The sequence below is a fragment of the Streptomyces antimicrobicus genome (assembly GCF_020532625.1).
GTDB lineage: Bacteria > Actinomycetota > Actinomycetes > Streptomycetales > Streptomycetaceae > Streptomyces > Streptomyces antimicrobicus.
The window spans coordinates 34,533-59,148 of sequence record NZ_JAJAUY010000023.1 but is presented as its reverse complement, the minus strand read 5'-3'; the positions used below and the strand labels follow the sequence as shown (position 1 = coordinate 59,148).

The 24,616-nt window shown below is 69.2% G+C and carries 33 protein-coding genes and 1 pseudogene; 21 read left to right on the top strand and 13 right to left on the bottom strand.

The features are described 5' to 3' along the window. From LG632_RS09185 to LG632_RS09170, 4 genes are all read right to left on the bottom strand, one after another. Window positions 1–789: AAA family ATPase (locus tag LG632_RS09185; protein WP_226726396.1), on the bottom strand; the 789-nt coding region annotated here is incomplete at its 3' end. Continuing rightward, window positions 786–1,952 carry an exonuclease SbcCD subunit D gene (locus LG632_RS09180; RefSeq protein ID WP_226726395.1) on the bottom strand — a complete coding sequence of 389 codons (1,167 nt, stop codon included), beginning with the start codon at window positions 1,950–1,952 and terminating at the stop codon, window positions 786–788. The genes LG632_RS09185 and LG632_RS09180, both read right to left, overlap by 4 nt. Before the next feature lie 268 nt (window positions 1,953–2,220). Continuing rightward, a complete protein-coding gene (locus tag LG632_RS09175; protein ID WP_226726394.1) occupies window positions 2,221–2,652 on the bottom strand; it encodes a VOC family protein in 432 nt (143 codons plus the stop codon). Between the two features lie 98 nt (window positions 2,653–2,750). Further along, window positions 2,751–3,377 carry a YigZ family protein gene (locus tag LG632_RS09170; RefSeq protein WP_226726393.1) on the bottom strand — a complete coding sequence of 209 codons (627 nt, stop codon included), beginning with the start codon at window positions 3,375–3,377 and terminating at the stop codon, window positions 2,751–2,753. Window positions 3,378–3,477: 100 nt separating this feature from the next. Between LG632_RS09170 and LG632_RS09165 the strand changes: the two genes are divergently transcribed. Further along, the gene (locus LG632_RS09165) at window positions 3,478–3,894 is read left to right on the top strand and encodes a CoA-binding protein (protein WP_226726392.1); all 417 of its coding nucleotides are present in this window, start codon (window positions 3,478–3,480) and stop codon (window positions 3,892–3,894) included. On the opposite strand, the gene LG632_RS09160 is transcribed toward LG632_RS09165, so the two are convergent. Continuing rightward, on the bottom strand, window positions 3,880–4,245 hold the full coding sequence (locus LG632_RS09160) for a YybH family protein (RefSeq protein WP_226726391.1): 366 nt from the start codon (window positions 4,243–4,245) through the stop codon (window positions 3,880–3,882). The genes LG632_RS09165 and LG632_RS09160 overlap by 15 nt on opposite strands. Before the next feature lie 179 nt (window positions 4,246–4,424). Between LG632_RS09160 and LG632_RS30505 the strand changes: the two genes are divergently transcribed. Then, window positions 4,425–5,381: a helix-turn-helix transcriptional regulator gene (locus LG632_RS30505; protein WP_226726390.1), complete on the top strand. Its 957-nt coding sequence runs from the start codon at window positions 4,425–4,427 to the stop codon at window positions 5,379–5,381. 73 nt (window positions 5,382–5,454) lie between these two features. Here LG632_RS30505 and LG632_RS09150 read toward each other — a convergent pair whose 3' ends face one another. From LG632_RS09150 to LG632_RS09115, 8 genes are all read right to left on the bottom strand, one after another. Continuing rightward, window positions 5,455–6,915, bottom strand: a complete 1,461-nt coding sequence (locus tag LG632_RS09150; protein WP_226726389.1) for an amino acid permease — start codon at window positions 6,913–6,915, stop codon at window positions 5,455–5,457. Window positions 6,916–6,991: 76 nt separating this feature from the next. Further along, window positions 6,992–7,456, bottom strand: coding sequence for a MoaF-related domain-containing protein (locus LG632_RS09145; protein ID WP_264201579.1), 465 nt, complete (start codon window positions 7,454–7,456; stop codon window positions 6,992–6,994). Between the two features lie 29 nt (window positions 7,457–7,485). After that, on the bottom strand, window positions 7,486–8,349 hold the full coding sequence (locus LG632_RS09140) for a tyrosinase family protein (RefSeq protein WP_226726388.1): 864 nt from the start codon (window positions 8,347–8,349) through the stop codon (window positions 7,486–7,488). Between the two features lie 15 nt (window positions 8,350–8,364). Continuing rightward, window positions 8,365–8,808 carry a tyrosinase family oxidase copper chaperone gene (locus tag LG632_RS09135; protein ID WP_226726387.1) on the bottom strand — a complete coding sequence of 148 codons (444 nt, stop codon included), beginning with the start codon at window positions 8,806–8,808 and terminating at the stop codon, window positions 8,365–8,367. Then, a complete protein-coding gene (locus LG632_RS09130) occupies window positions 8,805–10,355 on the bottom strand; it encodes an FAD/NAD(P)-binding protein (RefSeq protein ID WP_226726386.1) in 1,551 nt (516 codons plus the stop codon). The genes LG632_RS09135 and LG632_RS09130 overlap by 4 nt, the downstream gene beginning before the upstream one ends. Window positions 10,356–10,427: 72 nt before the next feature. Continuing rightward, entirely contained in the window at window positions 10,428–11,423 is a 996-nt protein-coding gene (locus tag LG632_RS09125; RefSeq protein WP_226726385.1) for an ABC transporter permease, read from the bottom strand. A 46-nt stretch (window positions 11,424–11,469) separates the two neighbouring features. After that, the gene (locus LG632_RS09120; RefSeq protein ID WP_226726384.1) at window positions 11,470–12,273 is read right to left on the bottom strand and encodes a class II aldolase/adducin family protein; all 804 of its coding nucleotides are present in this window, start codon (window positions 12,271–12,273) and stop codon (window positions 11,470–11,472) included. Between the two features lie 394 nt (window positions 12,274–12,667). Then, entirely contained in the window at window positions 12,668–13,429 is a 762-nt protein-coding gene (locus tag LG632_RS09115) for an acyltransferase (RefSeq protein ID WP_226726383.1), read from the bottom strand. A gap of 135 nt (window positions 13,430–13,564) precedes the next feature. Here LG632_RS09115 and LG632_RS09110 point away from each other — a divergent pair. The 19 genes and pseudogenes from LG632_RS09110 to LG632_RS09020 form a co-directional block, all read left to right on the top strand. Next, window positions 13,565–13,768: pseudogene (locus LG632_RS09110) on the top strand (gamma carbonic anhydrase family protein); the annotation flags it as partial. A 347-nt stretch (window positions 13,769–14,115) separates the two neighbouring features. Continuing rightward, the gene (locus tag LG632_RS09105) at window positions 14,116–14,562 is read left to right on the top strand and encodes a hypothetical protein (protein WP_226726382.1); all 447 of its coding nucleotides are present in this window, start codon (window positions 14,116–14,118) and stop codon (window positions 14,560–14,562) included. 143 nt (window positions 14,563–14,705) lie between these two features. Beyond that, window positions 14,706–15,089: a WhiB family transcriptional regulator gene (locus tag LG632_RS09100; RefSeq protein WP_226726381.1), complete on the top strand. Its 384-nt coding sequence runs from the start codon at window positions 14,706–14,708 to the stop codon at window positions 15,087–15,089. 609 nt (window positions 15,090–15,698) lie between these two features. Then, window positions 15,699–16,526 (top strand): RecB family exonuclease, encoded by an 828-nt coding sequence (locus LG632_RS09095; RefSeq protein WP_226726380.1) that lies wholly within the window; start codon window positions 15,699–15,701, stop codon window positions 16,524–16,526. After that, complete coding sequence (locus LG632_RS09090) at window positions 16,519–16,953, top strand: D29-gp49 family protein (protein ID WP_226726379.1); 435 nt, start codon at window positions 16,519–16,521, stop codon at window positions 16,951–16,953. Before LG632_RS09095 ends, LG632_RS09090 begins: the two co-directional genes overlap by 8 nt. A gap of 88 nt (window positions 16,954–17,041) precedes the next feature. After that, the gene (locus tag LG632_RS09085; RefSeq protein ID WP_226726378.1) at window positions 17,042–17,341 is read left to right on the top strand and encodes a hypothetical protein; all 300 of its coding nucleotides are present in this window, start codon (window positions 17,042–17,044) and stop codon (window positions 17,339–17,341) included. 21 nt (window positions 17,342–17,362) lie between these two features. After that, on the top strand, window positions 17,363–18,157 hold the full coding sequence (locus tag LG632_RS09080; protein ID WP_226726376.1) for a DnaB-like helicase C-terminal domain-containing protein: 795 nt from the start codon (window positions 17,363–17,365) through the stop codon (window positions 18,155–18,157). Next, complete coding sequence (locus tag LG632_RS09075; RefSeq protein WP_226726375.1) at window positions 18,154–18,585, top strand: RusA family crossover junction endodeoxyribonuclease; 432 nt, start codon at window positions 18,154–18,156, stop codon at window positions 18,583–18,585. The genes LG632_RS09080 and LG632_RS09075 overlap by 4 nt, the downstream gene beginning before the upstream one ends. A gap of 47 nt (window positions 18,586–18,632) precedes the next feature. After that, a complete protein-coding gene (locus LG632_RS30710; protein ID WP_226726374.1) occupies window positions 18,633–19,022 on the top strand; it encodes a CHC2 zinc finger domain-containing protein in 390 nt (129 codons plus the stop codon). Next, window positions 18,964–19,488, top strand: coding sequence for a toprim domain-containing protein (locus LG632_RS09065; RefSeq protein ID WP_226726372.1), 525 nt, complete (start codon window positions 18,964–18,966; stop codon window positions 19,486–19,488). Before LG632_RS30710 ends, LG632_RS09065 begins: the two co-directional genes overlap by 59 nt. Beyond that, window positions 19,485–19,724, top strand: coding sequence for a hypothetical protein (locus LG632_RS09060; RefSeq protein ID WP_226726370.1), 240 nt, complete (start codon window positions 19,485–19,487; stop codon window positions 19,722–19,724). The genes LG632_RS09065 and LG632_RS09060 overlap by 4 nt, the downstream gene beginning before the upstream one ends. Before the next feature lie 15 nt (window positions 19,725–19,739). Next, on the top strand, window positions 19,740–20,507 hold the full coding sequence (locus LG632_RS09055) for a metallophosphoesterase family protein (protein ID WP_226726369.1): 768 nt from the start codon (window positions 19,740–19,742) through the stop codon (window positions 20,505–20,507). 10 nt (window positions 20,508–20,517) lie between these two features. Next, window positions 20,518–21,123, top strand: coding sequence for a hypothetical protein (locus tag LG632_RS09050; protein WP_226726368.1), 606 nt, complete (start codon window positions 20,518–20,520; stop codon window positions 21,121–21,123). 145 nt (window positions 21,124–21,268) lie between these two features. Then, a complete protein-coding gene (locus LG632_RS09045) occupies window positions 21,269–21,634 on the top strand; it encodes an SLOG family protein (RefSeq protein WP_226726367.1) in 366 nt (121 codons plus the stop codon). Beyond that, window positions 21,631–21,795: a hypothetical protein gene (locus tag LG632_RS09040; RefSeq protein ID WP_226726365.1), complete on the top strand. Its 165-nt coding sequence runs from the start codon at window positions 21,631–21,633 to the stop codon at window positions 21,793–21,795. Before LG632_RS09045 ends, LG632_RS09040 begins: the two co-directional genes overlap by 4 nt. Window positions 21,796–22,260: 465 nt before the next feature. Then, window positions 22,261–22,458 (top strand): hypothetical protein, encoded by a 198-nt coding sequence (locus LG632_RS09035; RefSeq protein ID WP_226726364.1) that lies wholly within the window; start codon window positions 22,261–22,263, stop codon window positions 22,456–22,458. Between the two features lie 172 nt (window positions 22,459–22,630). After that, window positions 22,631–23,491 (top strand): SprT-like domain-containing protein, encoded by an 861-nt coding sequence (locus LG632_RS09030; protein WP_226726363.1) that lies wholly within the window; start codon window positions 22,631–22,633, stop codon window positions 23,489–23,491. A 139-nt stretch (window positions 23,492–23,630) separates the two neighbouring features. Next, window positions 23,631–23,822 (top strand): hypothetical protein, encoded by a 192-nt coding sequence (locus LG632_RS09025; protein ID WP_226726362.1) that lies wholly within the window; start codon window positions 23,631–23,633, stop codon window positions 23,820–23,822. A gap of 125 nt (window positions 23,823–23,947) precedes the next feature. Continuing rightward, on the top strand, window positions 23,948–24,592 hold the full coding sequence (locus LG632_RS09020; RefSeq protein ID WP_226726360.1) for a DUF2637 domain-containing protein: 645 nt from the start codon (window positions 23,948–23,950) through the stop codon (window positions 24,590–24,592). Window positions 24,593–24,616: the final 24 nt, after the last annotated feature.

Below are 24,616 nucleotides of genomic sequence, written 5' to 3'. Positions count from 1 at the left end.
GAGCCGCTCGCGGGCCGCGCTGCGGGCGACGGCCGCCCAGGCCCGGACCGCCTCGGCGAGTCCGGGGTCGCCCGGCTGGTGGCCCGGCATCGGCCAGGCCCGCAGGTCGGCGCAGTCGCCCGCGGCCTGGGCGAGCCGCTGGGCGGTGCCGAGGACCTTGTCGTCGCCGGCCCGTACCTTGGCCTCGGCGGCGCGGCGGCGGTCGGCGAGCAGGGCCTCGACGGCGGCGAAGCGGCGGGTGTCGAAGAGCCGGCCGAGCAGCCGGCCGCGGGCCTCGGCGTCGGCGCGCAGGAAGCGGGCGAAGTCTCCCTGCGGCAGCAGCACGACCTGGCAGAACTGTTCCCGGCTCATCCCGAGGAGGCCTTCGATCTCCTCGCCGATCTCCTGGTGGGAGCGGGACAGCGCGCGCCAGCCGTCGGCGGCGGTGTACTCGCGCAGCCAGCTCTGCGCCTTGTCCCGGGTGGTGCCGGTGCCGCGCTTCTTCGGCCGTTCCTGCTCGGGGCGGCGGGTCAGCTCCAGCCGCCGGCCGCCGACGGTGAGTTCGAGGGTGACCTCGGTGGCGGTGTCGGGGGCGGCGTGGTCGCTGCGCAGGCTGGTGCCGGGCGACTGCCGGGCGCCGGGCACGGATCCGTAGAGGGCGTAGCAGACGGCGTCGAGGACGGAGGTCTTGCCGGCGCCGGTGGGGCCGTGCAGCAGGAAGATCCCGGCTGACGAGAGGGTGTCGAAGTCGATCTCCTGGGGCTCGGCGAACGGTCCGAACGCGGTGACCCTCAGCCGGTGCAGCCTCATCGGGTCCGCTCCTGGCGGGTGTCGTCGGCGCGCACGTCGTCGAAGGCGGCCCGCAGCACGGCCCGCTCGGCGGCGTCCACGGTCCCGCCGCCGCGCACGTGGGCGACGAAGTCCTCGGCGATCTCCTGGTCGGTGCGCCCCTTGAGGCGCTGGGCGTACGAGCCGGGACCGGCCTCGTCGCGGTCCTCGGGGTCGAAGGCGAGGGAGAGGGTGTGCGGGAAGCGGGCGGTGACGCGGGCCATGGGGTCCTGGGGGCGGACGGGGTCGGTGAGGGTGGCCTCCACCCAGGCGCGCTCGTGGACGGCGAGGGCGGGATCGGCGAGCAGGTCGTCGAGGCGGCCGCGGATCCGGGCGAGCGGGCGGGGCACGGGGGTGTCGACGCGCTCGGCGGTGATCTCCCCGGCGGCGCCGAGTTCGACCAGCCACATGGACTTGCGGTGGTCGGCCTCGGAGAAGGAGTAGGCCAGGGGGGAGCCGGAGTAGCGCACGCGCTCGGTGATCGTCTGGCAGCCGTGGAGGTGGCCGAGGGCGGCGTAGTCCACGCCGTCGAAGACGGCCGCGGGGACGGCCGCGACCCCGCCGACGGTGATGTCGCGCTCGCTGTCGCTGGGTTCGGCGCCGGTGACGAAGGCGTGGGCGAGGACGACGGAGCGGGTGCCGGCCGGGCGGGCGGCGAGGTCGGCGCGGACCCGGTCCATGGCGGCGCCGAGCACGGCCTCGTGGCTGACCTCGGCCGCCGCGAACTCGTCCTTGACCAGGGCCGGTTCCAGGTAGGGCAGCCCGTAGAAGGCGACGTCGCCGTGCTCGTCGGCCAGGACGACGGGGTCGGCGCAGCCGGCCGGGTCGGTGCGCAGGTGGATGCCGGCCCGGCCGATCAACCCGGCGCCGACGCCGAGCCGGCGGGCCGAGTCGTGGTTGCCGGAGATCATCACGGTGGGCACGCCGAGGTCGGCGAGCCGGTGCAGGGCCCGGTCGAACAGCTCGACGGCGCGCAGCGGGGGCACGGCGCGGTCGTAGACGTCACCGGCCACGAGCACGGCGTCGACACCGTGCTCGGTGACGGCCGTCACCAGGTGGTCGACGAAGGCGGCCTGGGCGTCGAGCAGGTCGACCCGGTGGAAGGCCCGGCCGAGGTGCCAGTCGGAGGTGTGCAGGAACTTCACGAAATCGCCCTGACCTGCACGTCTACCCCTACTGCGCCTCTAGGACCAGCACGAACCAGCACGGGGTTCGCCGTCAACGCCTGCAACGCTAACGCATGTCGCCCATGATCCACCGCTCACCTCGGATCACCCTGGAAAGCTGAAGAGGCGGGCGGACCCGAGCGGTCCCCGGGAGACCGGCCTTCGGGAACGTGGGGACGGCCGGTATCGGCCGCCCCGACGTACCCGAAGGCCGCAGATGGCTCCCCCTCGCAGTCTCGGAGGAGGATCAGTCGAGGCAGAACTCGTTGCCTTCGATGTCCTGCATCGTGATGCACGACTCGTTGACGCCGTCGGCGCGCTGCGTCAGCACGTGTTTCGCGCCGAGCCCCATCAGCCGTGCGCATTCGGCCTCGAGTGTGGCCAGGCGCTCCTCACCCACGAGCCCGGTACCGACCCGCACATCGAGATGCACCCGGTTCTTGACGACCTTGCCTTCGGGAACTCGCTGGAAGAGCAAGCGCGGGCCCGCACCCGAAGGATCGGTGCACGCGAAGTAGATCTCGTCCTCGGGCGGCAGCGAGCGGTGGTACTCCTCCCACGTGGCGAAGCCCTCCGGGACCGCCGGCACGACGTACCCCAGTACCTCGCACCAGAAGGCGGCGAGGCGCGCGGGCTCCGCGCAGTCGAAGGTCACTTGGAACTTTTTGATCATTGACATCGGCGCACGATAACAGGGCCCTGCTCGTCTCCCCGGGTCGGGAGGAGCCCTCGTCGGTCCGTCGCCCTGTTCTCTTCCCCGTGTTCCGGTCGATCGTCTCAGGACGCGTACGTCTCCCCGCCCAGGGTCAGCCCGGCGGTCCCGGCGGTGCTGTCGGCGAGCCAGGCCTCGAAGGCGGGCAGGTCGGCCTCGGGGAGGGCCACCTCGATCTCCACGACGGCGCCGTAGCGCAGGTCCACGACGGTGCGGCCGGTGGCGCGCAGGTCGTTCTGGACCTTCCCGGCGCGCTGGTGGTCCACGGTCACGGTGGCCAGCCGGTAGCGGCGGCGGGTGACGGTGCCCAGCGCGTCCAGGGCCTCGCCGACCACGCCCCCGTAGGCGCGGATGAGCCCGCCGGCGCCGAGCTTGACCCCGCCGTAGTAGCGGGTGACGACGGCGACGGCGTAGCGGACGTCGCGGCGCAGCAGCATCTGGAGCATGGGCACGCCGGCGGTGCCGCCGGGCTCACCGTCGTCGCTGGCCTTCTGGACGGCGGCGTCGGCGCCGATCACGTAGGCGTAGCAGTTGTGCGTGGCGGTGGGGTGCTCCTTGCGGACGCGGGCGACGAAGTCCTGGGCCTCCTGCTCGGTCGCGGCCGGGGCGAGCGCGCACAGGAAGCGGGAGCGGTTGATCTCGGACTCGTGCACGCCCGTCCGGGCCACCGTCACGTACTGGTCTGCCTTCACCGCTCCACCCTACGGGGAATCGGACGCCCGTCCGGTCCGTTGATCCTGGACGGCGGCCGGACAGCGGGTCCGGGCCGCGTACGACCGGGAGGCGGCGCACGTGTACGGCGACCAGGAGACCATTCGCAGGATCCTCACCCAGCACGGCGACACGTGGGCCGTCGTGGGGCTGTCCGGCAACCAGGAGCGGGCGGCCTACGGGGTCGCGCGGGTGCTCCAGAGGTTCGGCAAGCGGGTGGTGCCGGTGCACCCGAAGGCGGAGACCGTCCACGGGGAGCCGGGTTACGCCTCGCTGGAGGAGGTCCCGTTCAAGGTGGACGTGGTCGACGTCTTCGTCAACAGCGAGCTGGCCGGCGCGGTCGCCGACCAGGCGGCGGCGGTGGGTGCCGACGCGGTGTGGTTCCAGCTGGGGGTGATCGACCCCGAGGCCTACGAGCGGACCCGGGCGGCGGGGCTCGACATGGTCATGGACCGCTGCCCGGCGATCGAGATCCCCGGGCTGTCAGGCCGTCCGTGACACGTGGTAGGCGCGGATCCGCCAGCCGGTGCCCAGGTGCTGGGCGACCACGGAGAGCCGTACCGGCTGCGGGTCCCCGGTCCGGGGCCGGAAGGTGACGGCGGCGAAGCCGGCCACGGCCTCGGGCCCGAGGGTGCGCGAGCGCAGCACCTCGACCTCGGCCCGCATGCCGGCCGGGACGTTCTCGTAGTACGTCCGGATCTGTGCGGAGCCTTCGAGGAGCGCCGGGGAGAGCCCTTGGAAGAGGGCGTCCTCGGCGAAGAGCGCCACGATGTCGTCCACGCGGCGCTCGTCGAACGCGGCCCGCCACGCGCCGAGAAGGTCCGCGAGTACTCCGAACTCGGTCGCCATTTCCCCAAGTCCTCCATTTCCAAGGTCAATAAGCCGTCAAGACATGAATATGTCATGTCCACGAGCCTTAGTGGCTAAGTTTCCAAGTGCATAATTGGGTCATGCACGATCATGCAAGACAGTTCTGGGGGAATAGTTGTGAGGGTTCTGACTGTGCAGACCGGGCAGGCACGGGTGGGGTGTGCGGCGACGGGCTGACCGTCTACCGCGCGGCGGTGGTCAAGGGGTGCACCCCCCGCGACGGGGCGCCGGGATGCCTGCTGCGGATGGGACTGCTGGTCCCGCCGGTGGACGACCCGACCGTCCTGGTGCCGGTCTCGCCGGAGGTGGCCAAGGCCGAACTCGTCCGGCCCATCGAGGAATCGCTGGAGCGCGAACGGCTCCACGCCCAGCAGATCGACACCAGTTTCGTCCCGGTCAACGCCATCTACACGGCGGCCAAACGCGAGCACGCCGGCTGGGCCACCCCGATCATCGGGGAACAGGTCATCCACTCCACCCTCGCCCACGCGGTCCGCGAGTGCCGCGAGGAGCTGATGACGGTGCAGCCGGGCGGGGACCGACTCAGCTACGACCTGGAGGACCTCGACCACGTCCGCGGGTCCGTGCGGCACCGGGCGCTCTACCAGCACGCGGTACGGACCCACGCCGCGACCCTGCGCCACATCGAGCGCCTCGTCGAGGCCGGCGGCGAGGTCCGCACCCTCGACCACGTCTTCGACCGGCTGATCATCATCGACCGGACCGTCGCCTACATCCCCGGTCACGACGACCGGCGCACCACCGCGCTGGAGATCAAGCAGCCCGCCATCGTCTCGTTCCTGGTCCAGGTCTTCGAGGAGTCCTGGGAGCGCGGCTCGTCCGTCGACCCGGGCGCCTCGCGGGGCGTGGAGCCGGACATCGCCGACGAGATCCAGCGGGCCATCATGCGGATGCTCGTGGACGGCCACACCGACGAGGCCATCGCCCGCCGGCTGGGCACCAGCCGGCGCACCGTCGCCGCGCACGTGAGCCGGATCGCGGCCACCTTGCAGAGCCGCAGCCGGGCCCAGCTCGGCTATCTGATCGCCACGACCGGGCTGCTCCCGCTGGACGAACTCGCCGAGAGCGGTGGCTGCGGGCGGGTGCCCGCCTGACCGAGGGCGTCCGGCCCCGCGCGCCCGGTGCCGGGCCGGGCCGGGCCGTCCCCCGGACGGCCCGGCCCGGCCGTCAGGTTCCGCCGGTCCCCGGCCCGTCCCCGTCCCCGAGCCCGCGCCCGCGCAGCGCCCGTACGCCCGCGGTCGCCAGCAGCACCAGGACCAGCAGCGTCGACCAGCCCAGCTGGCCGCGCGCCTCGGGGTCGAAGGCCATCAGGACCAGCACCGCGACGATGCCGGCCGCCGCCGCCCACGACAGGTACGGGTACCCGCGCATGCGCACCACCAGCAGGTGCGGCTCCTCGCGCTCCAGGCGGCGGCGCAGCACCAGGTGGGCGGCCGCGACCGTGAGCCACATGTAGAGCATCGCCCCGCCCATGGCCTTGGCCAGGAACGCGAGGACCTGGTCCGGCCAGCCGTGGTCCAGGGCGATCGAGACGAAGCCGAAGGCCGCCGACGCCGCCACCGCCACCCGCGGCGCACCGCGCCGGGAGGTCCGCAGCAGCGCCCGGGGGGCGTCGCCGCGCGCGGCCAGCGAGTGCGCCATGCGCGAGGCGCCGTAGAGATTGGCGTTCATCGCGGAGAGCAGGGCGATCAGCACCACGACCTCGATCAGCCGGCCCGCCCCGGGCACGCCCAGCCGGTCGAGCACGGCGACGTACGGACTGCGGCCCGGCTCGACCGCGTCCCAGGGCAGCAGGGTGATGATCACGGCGATCGAGCCGAGGTAGAAGAGGCTGATCCGCCAGATCGCGCTGCTGACGGCCTTGGTGACGGACCGGGCCGGATCGCCGGACTCGGCGGCGGCCATGGTGATGACCTCCATGCCGCCGAACGCGAAGACCACCGTCAGCAGGCCCGCGACCACGCTGTCCCAGCCCTGGGGGAGGAAGCCCCCGCGACCGGTCAGGTTCGCCATGCCCGGCGAGTCCACCCCGGGGACCGCCCCGCACAGGGCGGCGACCCCCAGGGCCAGGAAGGCGATGATGGCCGCCACCTTGATGCCGGCGAACCAGAACTCGGCCTCGCCGAAGGAGGAGACGGACAGCATGTTGGTCTGGGTGAAGGCGGCCAGCGCCACCAGGGCGATGGCCCACCGGGGGACGGCCGGCATCCACTGGTGCAGGATCGTGGAGGCCGCGATCAGTTCGATGGCGATCGCGACGACCGTCACCCACCAGTACAGCCAGCCGGCGGTGAACCCGGCCCACCGCCCGAGCGCGCGGTCGGCGTACACGGAGAACGATCCGCTGGCGGGCATCGCCGCGGCCAGCTCGCCGAGCATCCGCATGACCAGCAGGGCCAGGGCGGCGGCGAGCGCGTAGGAGATGATGATCGCGGGGCCTGCGACGCGCAGCCCGGTGCCGGAGCCGACGAACAGCCCGGCGCCGATGACCCCGCCGAGGGCGAGCATGGTCAGGTGGCGCGGGCGCAGACTGCTCGCGAGCCCTTCGGGCTGGTGCGGGTCCTGCTGCGGCGGGCCGGCGCAGGCGTCGTGGGTGGGTGTCGGCGCGGGGGCCGTACGAGCGGGCATGGGTGTATCGCTCCCGGGTGAGGACGTGGCCGGGGCCCGCGGCGGTGCGCCGTGGGCCCCGGCTCGGCTCGTGGCGTCAGGACGCGACGCGCTGGAGCGTCGCCGTGTGCAGCTCGCCGGTGCGGCCGCCGTCCGGGGTGGCGTACGTCCAGTACACGGAGACGGTGCGGCTGCGCAGGTCCATCACGTGGCTGACGGTCATGCCGGAGGCCTCGACCCAGTTGACGAAGTACAGGCCCTCGCCGACGGCGCGGACGGAGAGCCGCTCCTGCCCGCTGTGGCCGGCCATCGGGCCTTCGAGGGCCTTCCAGGTGAGGGTGGTGCCGTCGGCGGAGTAGGAGTTGCGCAGCACGGCGCCGTTGTCGAGGGTCAGGACGTACGTGTGACCGGCGAAGGCCGGGACGGACGGGACGGCCTGGACGGCCTGGACGGCCGCCTCGGGCCGGGCCACCGGGGCGGCCTGGGCGGCGCCGGCCGCGGCTGCGCCCAGGGCGAGGGCGGCGGCGGTGGCGAGGACGGGGAGGGTGTGGCGGATGCGCATGGCGGTTCCTTGTCTTTTCTCTGCGGTGACTACGCGTAGTGGTAGAAGCGGGTGTGGTCGAGGAGCTCGGACGGCCGGACGTTCCAGGGCGACATGGGCTCGTCGAGGCTGATGACGCGGCCGTGCTGGGGGTCCCCGGCGGGCAGCGGGCGGCGCGGCTGGTAGCCGGCGCCCGGGTGCTTGCGCTGCCAGCGGGCCCAGACGAGGTCGATGAAGGTGTGGTGGAGCCAGAACACCGGGTCGTTGGGCGAGGTCCCGCCGGTCATCTGGCCGCCGACCCACAGGTGGACCCGGTTGTGGTTGTGCCAGCCCTCCTTCTCGCCGACCGTCCAGCCTTCGAGCTTGTTGCGGAAGCCGGCGGTGGTGGCGGTGGAGTCCCAGGGCGCGCTGTCGTAGACCGGGTCGTCGACGGCGCGGGCCAGCTGCTGCGGGGTGGGCAGGGCGACCGGGTCGGCGGGGCGGCCGAAGTCGCGCATGAGGTACTTCTCCTCGGTCACGCCCACGGTGATCGGCCAGTTGCCGCCCTGGAAGGCGAACGGGCCGGTCATGACCTGGTGGTCACCGGGGCGGCCGTTGCCGCCGAGGAAGTCGTCGCCCCACAGGCTCGACGTGGTCGACTGGTCGGTGGTCCAGTCCCAGTACGGCAGGGACACCGACGGGTCGACCTTCTGCAGCTCGCGTTCGAACTCCAGCAGGTACTGGCGGTGCCAGGGGAAGAAGGAGGGCGACATGTGGCCCACCCGCTGCCCGCCCTCGCCGTCGGAGACGAAGTACCGGCCGTGGAGGCGGACGAACTCGTCGTAGACGCCGCGGCGTTTGACCTCCAGGACGGCGCCGACGAACCGGGCCCGCTCCTCCCGGGTGAGGTCCTTGTGGTTCTTGCGCGTGTGCACGTTCGGGGATCCTTGTCAGTGGTGGTGGAAGGACGCCGTCGACAGCTGGGCGGTGCCGATCTCGTCCACCGCGGCCCGCGCCACCTCCAGCGGCGTCGGGAAGGACTGGTAGTGGTTGACCAGGCTCAGGTACGTGCCGTCGGCGCGGCGCATGACGTGCAGCGGGCGGCCGTCGATGGTGATCTCGACGCCCGGCCCGGCGGCCGGCGCGGCGGCGGCCCCGGTGCGGGCGGCCGCGTACCGGACGGGCGCGGTGGGCCCGCCCTGGATGCGCCGGCCGCGGTAGATCTCGTCGAAGCCGCCGGGCCCGGCCGACGGGGCGGCGGGGGCGGGCGGTTCGGCGGCGGCCCGGGCCTGGGGGTCGGCCAGGACGATGGGGGCGACGGCGGCGCTGGTGCCGACCACGACGGCCGTGGTGAAGCCGGCGCGGAGCATGTCCCGGCGGGTCAGGGTGGTCATACGTGGCTCTCCCGAGCTGCGAGGGCGGAGGCGGCCGGGGCCGAGGTGAGGTCCTCGACGACCGCCCGGACGATGTCGTCGGCCCGTTCCAGGACCGAGGGCATGCCGGAGGTGAAGAACAGCGTTCCGGCGCCCATGTCGCCGATGACGTGCATCCGGCGGTGCGTGCGGCCCGCGCCGATCGTGCGGCTGGTGGACGGCTCGATGTGCAGGCCGCCGTGCGGGTGGTACTCCCCCATGCCGTCCTCGACGAGGGCGTCGACGAACGGCCGGGCCGGGCCGGGGACCCGGTGCGAGGGCGCGCTGACGGCGTTGACGACGACGTCGCTCTCGTAGTCGTCGCCGTCGACCGCGACGTGGAAGCCGCCGGCCGCGAGCGGCTTGACGTTCCACAGGCCGCCGGTGACCCGCAGCCGGCCCGCGTCGTGCAGGCGCAGCAGGGTGCGGGCGTTGGCGGGCGGCATCGGGCAGCACAGGCTCATCACGGCCCGGTAGTGGGTGGACCGGATGTGGTCCTGGTCCTCGGGGCGCAGCAGCGTCCAGGCGTCCGGTCCGCTCTCGGGGACCACGTGCTGCATGACCCGCAGGCCGATGTCGTCGGTGTCGATGCCCGCGTACTGGCGGCGCAGCCGCTCCATCGGGTCCTCGCCGTCGACGCCGGAGAGTTCGGCGAGGACGGTGGCGGGGTCGGCGCCGTGCGCGGCCAGTTCGCGGCCCAGCAGGTCCAACACGTCCGTGAGCCCGATCCGGCCGTCGACCGTGCCGGCGGCGGTGGCGTGCAGGGCCGCCGGGGTGAAGTGGTGGATCTCGGGGAACGCGGGGCGCTGGCGGACGGCGGGGAGCGTGCCGCCCCGCGAGGCCATGGTGATCCGGCCCTCGTGGCCGCGGGCGGCGAGGGTGACCACGGCGTCGACCGCCGCGAGCCCGGTACCGAGCACGGTCACGTCGGCCGTCGCCGGGATGCCGGTGACGGTGGTGGCCAGCGGGTACGGGTCGCCCACGTAGCCGGGGGCGCCGTCGAGGCCGTAGTGGTCGGCGGGGCGGCCGGCGCCGACGGCGCAGACCACGTAGTCGAAGGTGTGGGTGGCGCCGGTGGCGTCGGTGAGCTCGATCTCCTCGCCGTCCCGGCGGGCGCCGAGGACGGCGGTGCGCAGGACGGTGACGGGCCAGCCGGTCAGGGAGAGCTCGCCGACGGCGTTCTCGGCGGTGTGCTCCAGGTAGCTGCCGAACACCCGGCGCGGCGGGAAGTAGCCGTCGGCGGCGTAGTCGCCGGTGCCGTAGGACAGTCCGGAGTCCTTCAGCCAGCGCAGGAAGTCGTCGGGCTCGCCCGACCGGGCGCCCATCTCCGGCGGGATGATGTTGGCGAGGACGGAGTCGGCGTCGTCCTGGTAGGCGCGGCCGCGCCACAGGTTCGGCGAGGGCTCGAAGACGGTCACGGATCCGCGGCCGCGGCCCGGGGTCCGCGAGAGCCGGTCCAGCAGGCAGACGGCCGCGGCCCCTCCGCCGACCAGGCCGATGCGCGTCGGCGGACGGTCAGGTGTGTGCATGGTGATGATCGACCTTTCGCGGTTCAGGGAAGGCGGGTGGAGGGGGTGGGGAGAAGGGGCCGGCGGCCGCGCTCAGTGCGCGGCGGCGGGAACCGGCTCGGCGGCGGCGCTGCCCGCGGCGGCGGCCGGGGCCTTGCGCCGGGAGCTCGCGAACAGCAGGGCCAGGCCGACGACCGCCCAGGCGACGAGCACCAGGACCGGTCGGCCGGCGCCGGCGCCGTCGAAGGGGCCGGCCGTGCGCAGCAGCGTGGCGCCGGCGCCCGCCGGGAGGAACTGGCCGAGCGTGCCCAGCGGTCCGGGCAGCATCTCGGGGGCCGAGTTCAGCCCGGACAGCGGATTGCCGACGACGAACATCACGACGGCGCCGACGGCGATGCCGGGCGGGCCGATCAGCGAGCCGAGTCCGGTGATCACGCCGACCATGCCGAGTTCCAGCAGGGCGATGATCCCGGCGTTGGCGAAGTAGTTGCCCGGCAGCACCCCGCTGAGGTGGGTGAGCATCAGGGAGCCGAGCAGGCCGGAGGCGACGGCGAAGCCGATGACGCCGAGGAACTTGGCGCCGGTGTCGCGCACCTTGAGGACGAAGAGCAGACCGGCGATCACGGCGGTGATCAGCAGCGGCAGGAAGCCCATGGACAGGCCGGCGCCGTGCGGGTCGTCGGAGTCGGCGGGCACCACGTCGGTGACGTGCAGCCGGTCGGTCCCGGCGAGTTCGCGGGCCTGCTCGGTGAGGGTCCGGGCGACCGTCGGCGAGGCGGCGGAGGCCAGGTGCAGTTCCAGTCCGCCCGGCCCGGCCAGGAGGGCGCCGTAGGCCTTGCGCTCGCGCAGGGCGTCGTCCGCCTCGTCGAGGGAGTCCGCGGGAGCGGTCGCGTAGGCGCCGGGGGCGGCCTCGCGCAGCCGGTCGGTGAGGCCCTGGGCGCCCTGGCCGGCGACGACGAGGACGGGCAGGTCGCGGGGCTCGGCCGAGGACGCCGACCAGGAGAACCAGCCGGCGATGACGAACTGCACGAGCGCGACGATGACGAGGACGGTGCGCGCCTCCGCGCGCGGTGATGCTGCTGAACTCATGGTTCCTTCTTGAGATCGGGTGCGGCCGGGTGCTCCTCGGGGCGGACTACTCCTCCAGGAGGTCCGGCTGCTCGGCCGTGATCTCGTCCCACATGATCTGGAAGCTGTAGCGGCCGAGCTGCTCGTCGCCGAACCCGTCGCGGGCCAGCAGCGCCTGCTCGTGGGTCATGGGGACGGGGCGGCCGGCGGCGAGGGCCAGCAACTGGACCTGGGCGCAGCTCTCGTAGGTGAAGAACCAGTGGACGGCCTCTTCCAGGGAGCCGCCGACGGTGATCAGGCCGTGGTGGCGCAGCAGCATCGCCCGCTTGCCGCCGAGCCGGTCGGCGATGTCCTGGCCGTGCTCGATCTTGATGGCGGGGCCGTCGTAGTCGCCGTAGAGGACCTGGTCCTGGTAGAAGGCGGCGGACTCCTGGTCGTACGGCTCCAGCAGCCGCTCCAGGGCGCCGAGGGCACGGGCGTGGACGGTGTGGCCGTGCGCGACGGCGTCGGCCTCCGGGCGCTCGTGGATCTTGGAGTGGATGGTGAAGGCGCTGGGGTTGACCTTGCGGGTGCCCTCGACGACCCGGCCGGTGGCGTCGACGCGGATCAGGTCGGCGACCCGGACGCGGTTGAACGAGACGCCGAAGGGGTTGACCCAGAAGGTGTCGCGCTCCTCGGGGTCGCGCACCGAGATGTGGCCGGAGATGCCCTCGGCGAAGCCGGCCTTGCCGAACAGGCGCATGGCGGCGGCGAGCCGCTGCTTGCGGTGGCGCCGCTCGTCGGCGACCGAGGTGAAGACCGGGTCGGCCGGGATGGGCAGGCCGGTGTGGGTGTCGGCGAGGAAGGTCGACTCGGTCGCGGTGGTGGACACGGGAAGCTCCTGAGGGTCGGTTTCGGCCCCGCGGCGGACGGCCGTGCCTGGCTCCAGGCATGGCGGTGCCGTGGCTGCGGGTAGGTGAAAGGAACGCGAAAACCCCAGGTCAGGCGGGGTTCGCGGGCTGACTGAGCAACAGCTCCTGCACCTGAATCCTGTCCCACGGGAAGGGCGGAATTGAGCCTTCCTGTGGCGTCCCCGGCTTCATAACCGCGCGATTCACATATGTGCAGCGGGTGCCGAGGACCCCATATGCGGACAAATCGCCCCAGGGGCTCCGCCCCGACCCTTCACCGGGTGACCACCGGGGGGAGCCAGAGGACTGCCAGGGGGGACCGCCGAGGGAACCGCAGGGGGACCGCCAGGAGCGACCCGAGCGCGGTGACGGGCCTCAGACCCCGGCGGGGCTGGACTCCCCGTCCGCCTCCAGAGCCGCCAGGGCGCGCAACTGCTCCGAGGTGACGCCCTCGGGGACCGGCCGGGGAGCGGGCGTACGCAGCGGCGGCTGCCAGCCGGACTCCGGTTCCCAGCGGCGTACGATCCGGGCCGGGGCACCGGCCACCACCGCGTGGTCGGGCACCTCGCCGCGGACGACGGAGCCAGCCGCGACCACCACGTTGCGCCCGAGCCGGGCGCCGGGCAGGATCACCGCGCCGGTGCCGAGCCAGCAGCCGGGGCCGATCTCCACGGGCGCGCTGCGCGGCCACTGGCGGCCGACCGGCTCGTGCGGGTCGTCGTAGCTGTGGTTGGTGGAGGTGATGTAGACCCCCGGGCCGCAGAAGACGTCGTTGCCGATGGTGATGGGCGCGTCGGCGATCACATGGCTGCCGCGGCCGAGCACGACGCCGTCGCCGAGCACCAGCAGCGGCTCGGGCCCCAGGTCCAGGTCCGGCAGCATCCCGGCGGTCAGCGTGACCTGCTCGGCGATGATGCAGCAGGCGCCGAGCCGGATCCAGGGCTCGCCGAAGACCGTGCCCTGCGGGAACGCCAGCCGGGTGCCGTCGCCGATCGCGCCGAAGCGCAGTCCGCCGGGGGTCTCGGCGGTCACGGCGCCGGCGCGCTGCATCCAGCGCCAGCCCGCGTGCGCGGCCCGGCCGGCGAGGCGGCGACCCAGGACCCCCAGGGATGAGAACGTGTTTCTGTTCTTCGGCACCCGGCCACGGTAGTGCGCCGCACCCCGGGCGGCCCGCCGCGGATGCTGTGATCTTCACCCCATCGCGGAACCGCGCCGGGCCGTGGCCTACCGTGCAGGAAGCGCGGCACGGCACCCGGAGCAGAGGAAGAGACCATGACCCACCAGGCGGACCAGGCACTCGTCGCGGAGGTCGGCGGCAAGAAGCCGGCGATCCACCCCGACGCCTTCACCGCGCCCACCTCCGTCGTCGTCGGCGACGTCACCCTCGGCGCGGGCGCGAGCATCTGGTACTCGGCGGTGCTGCGCGCCGACTGCGGCCCGATCAGCCTCGGCGCCGACAGCAACGTCCAGGACAACTAGGATTTGCTGTCTGACCTGCGGAAACGCGGCTCTTAAGCACCAAAGCTAGCCACCTCAGATAAGCCCGTCAAGGCACGTTCGAACACTCTGTTCGAACATCCTTCCGAATTAAACGGACCGCGACAATCCGGAATGTGAAAGGGTTGTACGCGGACTTGGAATCCGTCGCCTCTACGTGCGTATACTCATATTGAACATAGCCGCGGTGCGTCACAGCTAGCTTCACTGCCAGCTTCAGCGCCGCGGTTGCTTCGATCGAGACCGACGCCTGAGAGGCAGTACTCATGCCGGCCCCCCGCCAGCTCCCCAGCAGCGATGTCCTACGGGCGCACCGCCGCGCACGCATGTCCTACGAGCAGATCGCCGAGATGTACGGCGTCACCAAGGGAGCCGTGTACTGGCAGCTGCGGGACAGCGGGCAGACGAAGAAGCGCCCGGACCACAAGAGGTACCTTCCGTGGACGGTCAAGGCGGAGCACGCCCACGCGCGCCCCGCGATGATGCTCCGCCTTCTGAGTCGACAAGAGAGCGGCGACACGACCATTCCCGACGTGAAGGCGCGGATGCTCGCGAAGTGGCTGGGCGAAGTGCGAAAAGCCGACGTAGTCGTCTGCTATGACCGCAGCATGCCCCCCAACCCGGCATCCCCGAACACGGGCGGCTTCTACTACTCGAAGCGGCGCCCCGAGGACGACGCCAAGAGCCTCATCCGCTTCAACCCGAAGGAGAGCGAGGCGACGCAGGCAGGTGGCGCCTCGAAGGCTCTCGACTCCCCTACAACCGGGCAGTAGTTGACCTGATCGGGCCGCCCTATTGATCAAATAGGGCGGCCCTTTCGCATCCCTGAAACTAGTATTTGACATGGTCAGGGGCGCGCGGGGAAGATGGACTTGTCAGCGAGGGGGCCACAGAGGACCGGCGGAATGCCGATTGCGTGACCACGCCTGGCGGTCAGAAATGCACCGGTCGGAGTGAGGACATCTTGAGCTTTCCGTGTGAGGTAAACCCAGAGTTCTGGTTCTCCAAGAGGTCGACCGAAATTCGCGAGGCGAAGGAAGCCTGCGGACACTGTCCGGTTCGCCCTGAGTGCGCCGAATTGGGGCAGGATGAGGAGTTCGGCATATGGGGCGGATTGGGGCCTGATGACCGAGCGGCCGAGAAGCGACTTCAGTTGATCTCCCTCGAAGCGATGATCAATTCCCGCATTCGCATCATGCAGGCGGAAGGAATGTCGATCTCTGCGATGGCGCGCGAACTCGACATGCCCCGGACGACGTTGGTCCGCCGACTGCGCCGCGCGACCGGCCTTGCCGCTTAAAACGGCGGCAAAGGTGAGCTTGATTCTTACTCGTCAGTTCAGCAGCGGACATTACGAAGCGGTCACAGGTTGTGCGAGACTCAACCATCTGTGAAGGCGGCGTGAAGGGATCCGGTTACAGTCTTATTCCCGACCTGACAGCCCATGAGGCGTGAGGCGGATCGTTGCGCGGAAGGAACGGCCCAAAAGTCCAATGCTGTCGGATAGCTCTACTCCAATCGGCCCCGTCGATCCAGCGGGCCCGATGGATCCCCTTGATCTGAATGACGCCGGAGTGGATCTTCAAGACATAGACATTCTTTGGGATGTCGAACACACGCTGACCCTGGCGCGCGTTCGGTACGCCAACGGAACCCGATATGAATTCGCGTACTGCCGCAGCAATGCCGAAGAGTGGGATTTCGAGGTGGCCCGAGAAATGGTGCCCCACGATGCAGTCCCCCTCCAGGGGTGGCCGAGCGACACCCTCGGCTGCGGCCATAAAGACGAAACGACCTCGGCCTGTTGGGTCTCACTCAGGTAGCTCAACAACCACATATGCGATGTAGGGGCAGCTCACCGGCTGCCCCTTCGCTTTACCACGAACCTAGTATTTGGAGAGCGTGAAGCGTGAGCGATGCCCTCGCCCATCGGTCCGTGTCGCAGTACAGCTCCTTCGTGCGATGCGGCGAGGCCTACCGGCTGGAGAAGGTGGCCAAGGCCCCGCAGAACCAGGCAGCCTGGTTCATCCAGGGAACCGCCTACCACGAAGCGGTTGAGCGATGGGAGCGCTCGAACCGCCGCTACGGACCCGACCAGCTCGCCGAGTGGTTCGAAGAGGCCTGGGAGCGGGACATGGCTGCGGCCCTGGCCGTCGAGCCCGACATCTCCCGGTGGCTGACCGGAGGGACGACGAAGCCTGAGACGGACATCAAGAACCGCCGAAAGCGGGGCCGCGACCAGGTGCAGGCGTATTTCGAGTACGCCATGGAGGCCCCCGAACGAATCTGGGAACCGGTCGACGGCATGCCGGCCGTCGAGCTCCCGTTCACACTCAACTTGGGGGGGATCGAAGTCCGCGGCTTCATAGATCAGGTAGTGGAGTACCCCGACGGACACCTTCGAGTGCGCGACCTGAAGACCGGCACTCGACTTCCGGACACCGCTTTCCAGTTGGCTATCTACGATCACGCGCTAGATGACCTCTTCGGCGTGAAGCCCGGATTCGGGGACTACTTCATGGCGAAGAACAACGCGCCCACGGACCCGAAGAACCTTCAGGATTACGACCGCGACAAGGTCACGCGCTGGTTCAGGAACATGGATAGAGCCGTTCGTCTCGGCCTCTTCCTGCCCAACCCTGGCGACGCTTGCCGGACCTGCACGGTCCGCCGGTTCTGCGACTTCAACGGCGTGGACGCACGCCAATACCCCTACGAGGAGACAGTGAATGCCTGAAATCAGCGTGACCATGAAGGCCCACGGCGGCCACGATGCGTCGTGGGTGGTCGTGAAGGCCGAGAGCCTGACGGAACTGGTCGACATCCTCGACGGCTACGGCCGGTCCGGGGTGTCCGCTCTGGTCGGCGAAGCCGTTACGGCCCTGCGGGCCGAGGAGACCCTTGGGGCCCAGCTTGGGGCCCGGCCGGTGACTCACCCCGGCCAGTACGACGCCGCCCCGCAGAACGGCGCCCACGGCGCCCCTCAGGCCCCGTCCGCGTCTCCGGCCGGCCAGACCCCCTACGGCAACCCGCCGACGTGCCCGCACGGCACGAAGCGCTTCCTCGAAAAGCCCTACAGGAACAAGCCGGGTAACTGGAAGGCCTGGGCCTGCCCGGCCCCTCAGGGCACTCCGGACGCATGCAGCCTCGAATTCATTCGTTAGCTCTGAAACTAGTATTTGGAGCGGCAGGGGCGCGACTGCCGACCAACGCGCACCCCATCCCGTTTAAACCTGTCAGGGAGATACAGCCATGCGCACCATTGCCGAAGCCAAGGCGCAGCGGGCCGCCGCCATCGCCCAGGTCGACGCTAACGCCGATGCGGCGTGGAAGTCCTACGCCCTCGGCTTCATCGCCGAACTCTCCGGCCGAATGGGCGAGTTCACTACCGATGACCTGTGGGACGCCGGACTCGTCAAGCCCCGTGAGCCGCGCGCCCTCGGCCCTGTAATGCGTCGAGCCGCTAAGCGCGGACTCATCACCACCACGGGCGCCTTCCGGGCCAGTCGATACCGGAACTGCGCGCCCCTTCCTGTCTGGTCCGCCGCCTAAGAGCCCTTCGAGGAACCGCCCTTGTACACGATCGTTCGAGCTAAGGGCGATGCCGGGAAGACCGGTGAGCCCCTGCCTACCGTCTTCAAGACCTTCGCCGCGAACACGGTTCACTTCCGTCGGGGACAGTTCACGATCGTCTCGGCGGCCCCCGGTGTCGGTAAGTCCGCGCTGAGTATGGCTCTTGCCCTTCATGCGCGGGTGCCGGCCTTCTACTTCTCCGCCGACACGGACCCCCAGACGATGTTCGTTCGCTGCGCGGCGAACGTCTCCGGGTGGTCGACTCGGGACATCGAGAACGCGCTAGAGCACGGGAAGACGAGTGCGGTAGAGGCGCAGCTCAACGGGTTCGATCACCTTCGGTGGGACTTTACCGCGTCCCTCACGATTGATGACCTCGAAGGCGAGCTGAAGGCGTTCGCCGCCACCTATGGCGCGTGGCCCGAACTCATCATCGTGGACAACATTTCCAACGTCGTTCCGGATGCCGAGAGCGACAGTAGCTCTTACGTTGCCCTCGAAAAGGTTTGTGAGTACCTGCACGAACTGGCTCGTACGACGGGGGCGTGTGTGGTAGCCCTTCACCATGTAAAAGGGGACAGCAATGATGGCAATGTGCTTGTGCCCCTGTCCCAGATCAAGGGGCAGATCGGGCGCGTGCCGGAAATGATTCTTACCCTTCACCGAATAGGAGATGACTCCTCTCGGCAGATGGGTGTGTCTGTCGTCAAGAATCGGACCGGCAAGGCCGACGCTTCCGGCGCCATGATCCTCTATCTCGATGCGGACATGGAGCGAATGAGGCTCACCGGATGAGCGCTCTCGTAGAGATTGACGTTGCGGGCGTTCCGGCCCCCCAGGGAAGTAAGCGGCACGTCGGCAACGGGGTGATGCTGGAAAGCTCGAAGAAGGTGAAGCCGTGGCGGGCCGCGGTGGCGGCCGAGGCCGAGCGTCAGAGTTTCGAGGCCTGGCCGTTCGTGACAGTGGCCGTCTGGTTCCGCCTGAAGCGGCCCAAGAGCCACTATCGCACCGGCCGTTACGCGCATCTCCTGAAGGACACAGCGCCCGCGTTCCCGGCCCGGTATCCCGACCTCGACAAGCTGTGCCGGAGCACTCTCGACGCCCTACGGATGGGTGGTGCGTTCAAGGACGACGCCCAGGTGGTCAAGCTCCATGCGTACAAGGTCTATGCCGGCCAGGGCGAAGAGCCGGGCGCCCTGATTCGGGTTGCGTCCGCTCTTTGATTCGGTCACCCGCCCCAAACTAGTATTTGGAGCGTAAGGGAGGGCGGATGGATAAGCCCCCGATCGCGGAAGTTCTGGAGCACTACGGAGCGAGCGACGTTCCGGAAGGAAGCCGCTTCCGGAAAATGAAGTGCCCGTTCCACGAAGACCGGAACGCCTCAGCCTCCGTATGCACCGAGGAGAACCGCTTCCGGTGCTTCGCCTGCGATATCTCGGGCGACAGCTTCGACGTAATCGCAGACCAGGAAGGATGCCGTGACTTCGCTTGTACCCGAGCCTGCACTGAAAAGCTTCTTGGAGGAAGCTACGGCCAGGTACGAGGGCGAACTGACCCGCAGTACCGCCGCCGTGGAGTATTTGAGGAGTCGCGGCCTGTCCGTGGACAACGCAGCATCCTTCAGGCTGGGCTACGTAGAAAACCCCTTGCCGGGGCATGAAGTAGCCCGTGGCATGCTCGCCGTCCCGTACATCACCCGTGCCGGAGTCGTCACCATTCGGTTCCGGCGCCTGGGCGACGGCGACGGCCCCAAGTACCGCTCCGTTCCCGGCGATCCGCCTCGAATCTTCAACGCCAACGCCCTGTTGGTGCCGTCGGACCATATCGCCATCTGTGAGGGCGAGTTCGATGCGATAACCGCGAACGAGGCTGGCATACCGGCCGTGGGCATCGCGGGCGTGAGCGCCTGGAAGGGCTACTTCGCCCGGTGCTTCAAGGGCTACAAGGCCGTTTACATCCTCGCCGACCAGGATGACAAAGGCCAGGGGATGGAATTCGCCGAGAAGGTGGCCGAGCAGATCAAGAACGCTCGAATATCCCCCATGCCCCCAGGACACGACGTCAATTCTTTTGTGCTCGCGCACGGCGCTGACGCCCTACTCGATCAACTGGAGATCAAGCGATGACCCCTGCCGAACTCGCCGACTACGCATCCGACTTCATCGGTAAGTGCCGCTCCCGAATCCTCGGTATCGGAGCAGAGCAGTACGACGAAGGCGGCGACCAGACGTTCGAGAGGATTCCGCTGCCTGATCTGATCCGCTACGCCAGGGAAGAGGCCCAAGACCTGGCCGCCTATGCAGCAATGATCGACATCCGTCTGTCTCGCCTCGAATCCGCTTTCAGCGCGGGCAATAACTAGCATTTGGAGTTGCGCTTGAAGCGCATTGTCGTCCTGTCGGACATGCAGATTCCCTATCACGATAAGCGAGCCGTCCGGAACGTTCTCGGCTTCCTGGCCGAGTTCAAGCCCGACGAGATAGCCAGCGTGGGCGACGAAGTCGACTTCCCCCAGATCAGCCGATGGACCCGCGGAATGGCAGGCGAGTACAAGGGCGATCTACAGGCCCACTGTGACGCCGGTAAGCGAGTCCTGGCCGGCCTCCGTGCCGTACACGACGGCCCGATTCACATCAGTCGATCGAACCACATGGACCGGCCCCTTACCTACGTGCGCACCCGCGCCCCAGGCCTTATGGGCCTGAGGGCCCTCGAAGTACCCAGTCTCCTGGACTTCGAGAAGTACGGGATCACCTACCACGCAGAGCCCTACGAGATCGCCCCCGGTTGGCTGCTAGCCCACGGCGACGAAGGGGCGAGTTCCCGACTTCCCGGCGGCACGGCCCTGGCCCTGGCTCGCAAGTGGGGCTATTCGGTCGTATGCGGCCACACCCACAAGCTGGGAATCCAGCACGAACACATGAGCGTGAACGGCCGCATCACTCAGGAGCGTTGGGGCTTCGAGGTCGGAAACCTCATGCACTTCAGGAGCGCCACCTACCTGAAGGCCGGCTCCGGCAACTGGACGCAGGGATTCGGAATCCTCTACGTCGAAAAGAACCGCGTGACCCCCGTACCCATTTTCATCCGCCCGAACGGAACCTTCGTGGTCGAAGGCCGAACATACGGCGCCAAGGCCGCCTAGGAGTTCGCACATGATGCACTGGACGAAGTACACGAAGATTGCCACGGCTGTAGCTCGCCGAATCGCCGACGAATACCCCGGCATCGAAGCGGAAGACATTCAGCAGCAGATCCTTCTTCACGTCCTCGAAAAGCGCAGCACCTACGAGAGCGCCGACTACCCCGATGGACAGCTGAGGAACAACTTCCGGAAGATCGGCGTGAGTTACGCCGGACGAGAGCGGTACGCGTACATCTACCACTCGGCGGAGTACGTTTACACGTCTTCGGAGATCCGTCAGCTCTTCGAGCGGGCGTTCTTTCAGCCTGAACTCTGGGAGAAGGCGCCCACGAAGGACGACAGCGTTTCTGTTGCCGCTGGGGGAATCGTTGTGGCCCTTTGGGACCTCGACCGCGCTTACAGCTCCCTCGGCCCTCTGGACGCGGCTGTGATCGCGAAGCGCTACGAGTGGGGAGAGGCCCTCTCCCCCGCCGAGACGATGCGGCTTTCCCGTGCCATCGACAAGGTGACTCGCTTCCTGAACAACAACGTGGTCCGGCGACAGAACGAAGCGAAGGCCCACGGCTCGAACAACCGAGGCCGGACCCTGAGCGCCGACCTCGCGCCGACCGCCTGAACACCTCGGAGACCCTGTTGAAGCGCGTTGCTGCCGTACTCGTCCTTACGGCCCTGATCTCCCTTGTCCTCATCGCGTACGCGCCGGAGGCGTCCGGCACTCCGGCCGGCCCGCCGTCCCTGGCGACACCGGACGTGACCCGCCCTTGAAGATCCTCGTAACCGGCTCCCGGGACTGGGGCGACTCCCAGGCCGTCGAAGCCGCCATCTTCCGGGCCCTCTACGAGACGAAGACCACCCACCGCGAAGCGGTCCTGATCCATGGGGCCTGCCCCACCGGGGCGGACGCCCAGGCCGCCCAGTACGCGGCATCCATGGGCATGCGCGTGCTCCCCTTCCCCGCCCAGTGGGGGCGGTGGGGCAAGAGCGCGGGCTTCATCCGCAACGCGGAAATGGTCGGCCTCGAACCCGACATCTGCCTTGCGTTCATCCGCAACGGAAGCCGCGGGGCTTCCATGACCGCTGATCTCGCCGAACGAGCGGGAATTGAGACCCGGAGGTTCCTCGCATGAGCCCGTACCGCAAGGCCGCCGCCCAGGCGGCAGACCTGATCACGGCCGCCGAGATGCTGCACACCTACTACGCGGCTCTGAAGGCCGCGGGCTTCACCGAGGCCCAGGCCCTCACCCTCGTACGCGACACCCAGGGCAGGGCCTTCGGCAAGCATGAGTGAGACCGTCGTGGTCCTGGCGGGGAGCCTCGCCCAGTTCCGGCAGTGGTGCCGGTCGGCCGGCCTAGACCCGCGGTCGCCCCGCGTCGTCTACGCGCGGGACGCCGAGACCCTCCGGAGTCCCCAGGTCGCGCGCATCGTCCGCTGCGGGACATGGTGGCTTCGGCCGGATCTCCCGCAGCTGGTCGCAGCGGTGCGGGCGCGCGAGGCGTCGGACAGGTAGTCCCCGCCCGGATGGAATCGGGCAGGGGCCGACTGATAGTCTCGACGCGTTCCTTCCCCTTCTCTCGCTGACACGGTGAAGGACGGAACGGACGGCCCCCGCTACGGCGGGGGCCGTTTTTGCATGCCCCGAACCTGTGATTGAACACACCGTGTTTAAACGTTGCGCGAGATTCCAAATATCAGTAACGTTACTCCTGTCAGCGAGAAACCGGGCCCAGCCGGCCCGAAGTATGGGGAGAGCCGATGAACGACCTCGTAACCGTTACCGCCTACCACAACCAGTACGACCGCGAGCTTCGCTTCCTCGGCGCGGCCGTCGTGAGCTCCCGAATCGCTCGCAACTTTGACGAGTACGACGCCATCGTGAAGCACTTCCGCTCCATCCCGGATACCGACTACATCACCACGCGCCTGGCCGTAGACATGTACGACCGCGACTGACCTAGCCAGACCTAGCGGCCCCTTCGGGGGCCGCTTTCGTTTTCCGTGAAGCTAGGTTTGAACATGCGCCGTTTAAACGTTGCGCTGCGCTCCAAATACTAGTAACGTCTTCCTTGTCAGCGAGACGGAGCGCCGGACCGGCCGGCCTCCGAACCAAGGGGAAGAGGAACAGATGAACGTCATCTCGGTCATGGGCGGCAAGGTTCACAAGCGCCAGGAGTTCGACGGCGGCGAAGAGTCCTTCTTCCCGCTCTGCCGCACGGGCGGCATGACCAACCGAGGCACGAAGTACAAGGGCACGGACGCCGAAGTGACTTGCTCGGTCTGCCTCTCGTACGACGCTCCGGCCGAGACCCCGGAGGAGGCGCCGAAGCGGACCGTGACCCGTGAAGAGTGGCTGCACCTGGCCATCGACGCCCTCCGTCCCGAGTTCGCGAAGATCGGCCTGCCGCTTCCCGCGCGCGTTCACGTCTCGGTCGGATTCGGCTACGGCGCGAAGCGCGAGAGCGCGAAGATCCTCGGCCAGTGCTGGGCCCGCCGCGTCTCCGAGGACGACGTGAACCACATCTTCATCTCGCCGGAACTGAAGGACGAAGCGCGCGTCCTCGACGTGCTCATTCACGAACTCGTTCACGCGGCGGACGACTGCCAGAGCGGCCACAAGGGGCGCTTCGCCACGGCCGCGAAGGCTCTCGGCCTTACCGGCAAGATGACGGCCACTGTCGCCAGCCCGGAACTTGCCGCGAAGCTGCGGGACCTGGCGAAGGCGATCGGCCCGTACGCTCACGCCACCCTCTACCCGATGGGCAAGCCGATCCAGCCGAAGGCGGACCCGAAGCCGGAAGGCCCCGAGGAGACCCCGGAGGAGCCTCCCATTTCCTCTGGCCCGAAGAAGCAGGGAACCCGCATGATCAAGGTTGTCTGCAAGTCGGATTGCGGGTGCGGCGGATACGTCGTGCGCACCACGGCTAAGTGGCTCGAAGTCGGATTCCCGATCTGCCCGGCCGGAACGGTCATGGAGCTGGCCGTCTAGCGGCACACGGAGCGGCCCCTTCGGGGGCCGTTCCTGTTTTCCGACGCGTTTACACGTTGCGCCATATTCCAAATACTAGTAACGTTCCCCTTGTCAGCGAGAGGGCGCCGGAAAGTCCGGCCCCATGAGAGGGGAAGCAATGCTTCACAAGTTCGTCATCCTCGACGGCGGCCCCGAGATCGAGTGCCAGAAGTGCGGGAAGGCCGCCGACCGTTCCCGGTTTGAGCTGGTCGAAGAATGTCCGGCGCGCCTGGTGTGCGCCTGGCACGCGGCGTGCGACCAGAACCCGAAGGAAGCCCACCGCTTCAAGTGGGTAAAGGTCGAGATGTAGGAGAAAGGGCGCCCCTCGGGGCGCCCTTTCTGCTTCAACTGCAAGCTATAACTTGAAACTGATCTACACTCAGTGCTAGGTTCCCAATGTCAGCGAGAAACGGCCTTCGGGCCGGAAGGGGAACCATGCACAAGACCGATAAGGCCGCCGCCAGCGTCGTAGCGGGAATCGCTGCGGGAGCCTTCACGCTTTCGTATGAAGCGCTTCGGGATGTCTACCTGGATAGCGCCGGAAGTCACAGCCTGAGCCCCATATACCCGCTCATCGTGGAGGGCTTCGTAACGGTGGCCGTTTGGGTGGCCTACCGGCTTCGCGACTTCGGATGGCGGGCCACGGCCTACCCGTGGACCCTGGCCGCCCTGTTCTTCGCCTACAGCCTCTGGAGCAACAGCCTTCCCGAGACGGTTCCCGGCCCGGTAATCCGCGGGGTGCCCTCCCTGGCGGTCCCTCTCGCCGTCCACCTGTTCACGCACCTGCTGAAGAAGCGTGAGCCCGTGCGTGCCGAGCTGGTCGAGCTGGTCGCCGAGGACGGCGAGGAACCCATGTCCGATGACCCGTGGCCGGCCTGGGAGCCCCCGGCGGTTCAGCCCCCCATCTTCGCGGCCTCCATCGCTAAGGCCCCCACGGTCACCATGACCACGGATTCCAGCTCCCTCGTACGCTCCTGGGCGCGGCAGAACGGTCATACGGTGAAAGACACCGGGCGTATCCCGGATGCCGTCCTGAAGGCCTACGCGCGGGCGCACGGCGGAGAGCTGGTCACCCAGTGAAGCTCGGGTGGTGCATGACGGGGC